This window comes from Methylobacterium tarhaniae, assembly GCF_001043955.1.
GTDB lineage: Bacteria > Pseudomonadota > Alphaproteobacteria > Rhizobiales > Beijerinckiaceae > Methylobacterium > Methylobacterium tarhaniae.
Genome location: NZ_LABZ01000281.1, coordinates 1 through 1682 on the forward strand (window position 1 = coordinate 1; position 1682 = coordinate 1682).

General features: G+C 67.9%; 1 protein-coding gene and 1 pseudogene. Both read left to right on the forward strand.

The window, feature by feature from the left end; all coding sequences use genetic code 11:
- Positions 1–257, forward strand: a pseudogene (locus VQ03_RS28620) (3-deoxy-8-phosphooctulonate synthase); the annotation flags it as partial.
- Between the two features lie 335 nt (positions 258–592).
- The gene (locus VQ03_RS28625) at positions 593–1303 is read left to right on the forward strand and encodes a hypothetical protein (protein WP_048454323.1); all 711 of its coding nucleotides are present in this window, start codon (positions 593–595) and stop codon (positions 1301–1303) included.
- The last annotated feature ends 379 nt before the right edge of the window (positions 1304–1682 follow it).

A 1682-nucleotide genomic window follows, 5' to 3' on the forward strand; every position in this document is an offset into this window, starting at 1 on the left:
CCCACTCCGTGCAGCAGCCGGGCGGGCGCGGCACGTCGTCGGGCGGCGACCGCAGCATGGTCCCCGTCCTCGCCCGGGCCGCCGTGGCGATCGGAGTGGCGGCCGTGTTCGCCGAGACGCATCCCGACCCCGACCGGGCCCCGTCCGACGGGCCCAACATGCTGCCTCTGCGGGCGATGCCCGAATTCATCGCGTCCCTGCAGGCCTTCGATGCCGTGGCCAAGGCGCGGCCCCTTGCGGCCACGGCGTGCGGGTGAGAGGCGGGGCCCTCCCGCCAGGACACCGCCGAAAGGACCGGCCTTGCCGTTCAGGGCCTGTCGCCGCCTCGACTCGTCGGGTCGGTAAATGCGCCTCCCCGCCGTGAACGAGGAGACGCGACGCTGACGGACGCTCGATGGGCCGAGTTGGAACCGCTGACCGACACCTGCCGGCGCAAGGGCGAGACATCGCCTCAGGACCTGCGCCGTACCATCTCGACCGTCCTCTGGCAGCCCTGGAATGGTGCCGCCCGGCGTGTCATCCCGGCTGAAATCGGATCCCGGTGGCAGCCGGTTCCCCTGTTACCATCCCCCTACTGAGAGGTTTCGCGCTGATGCCCACCGATCCCAAGATCTATGTCGGATACGATACCCGGGAGGACATCGCCTGGCAGGTGTGCCGGCACTCCCTGCGCCGGCATTCCAAGGTCGATCTCGAGATCTATCCGCTCAAGCAGGCCACCGTGCGGGAACTCGGCTTGTACACGAGACCCGCCGACAAGGGGGCGGCCACGGAATTCTCCCTGACGCGCTTCCTCGTTCCCTACATCGCGGCAAGCGATGGCTGGTCGGTCTTCGTCGACTGCGACTTCCTCTTCACGGCCGACATCGCGGCGATGATCGAAGGGCTCGACCGGAGCAAGGCGGTCTACGTGGTCCAGCACGACTACGTGCCGCGCACCGAGCGCAAGATGGACGGGCAGGTTCAGACGACGTACCCGCGCAAGAACTGGTCGTCGCTGATGGTGTTCAACGGCGCGCATCCCTCCGTGAAGGCCCTCGTGCCCGCCGTCGTGAACACGCAGAGCCCGGCCTTCCTGCATCGGCTGTCCTGGACCGCGGACGAGACGATCGGAAGCCTTCCCCTCGGCTGGAATTTCCTTGAGGGCGAATACGACAAGCTGGAGACCACGCCCGAGGCGATCCACTATACCAACGGCGGCCCCTGGTTCGAGAACTGCCAGGACGTCGATTACGGTGACCTGTGGATCCGCGAGCGCGACCTGTATCAGCAGGCGGCGGCGAGCGATCCCGGGCGGTCCTGACCCGGCTTACGGCTGATGCCGCCCGATCCAGGTCGGGTGGCCCCAGCGGCTCGTGATGAGGGCGACGGGTCGGGAGATCGTAGGCGGTCCTGTCGTCTGGATCGCCTGTCCCGTCGTGCCGCGCATTGTGGGGGGCTGCACGGCTCACGACGCGAAGGTTCCGGCGTCGAACTTGAAAGCGAGAGATCCCGTACGTGGGTAGAGGTAGAACGTGGCCCTGATCTCGGACTCCGATCGCCGCCTGCAACAGGAGCTGCACGGGCGGTCCAACGACGGCGTCGGCGGCCATCGCGGGGGCGAGAGCGTCAAGCGGCTCATGGACGCGTTCGCCTGCGACAGCGTTCTCGATTACGGCTGTGGCGAAGGCCGGCTCGCGCAG

Bases quoted from the DNA above. Each gene is read 5' to 3' on its own strand.
- VQ03_RS28625 (WP_048454323.1), top strand. From the start codon at position 593: ATGCCCACCGATCCCAAGATCTATGTCGGATACGATACCCGGGAGGAC.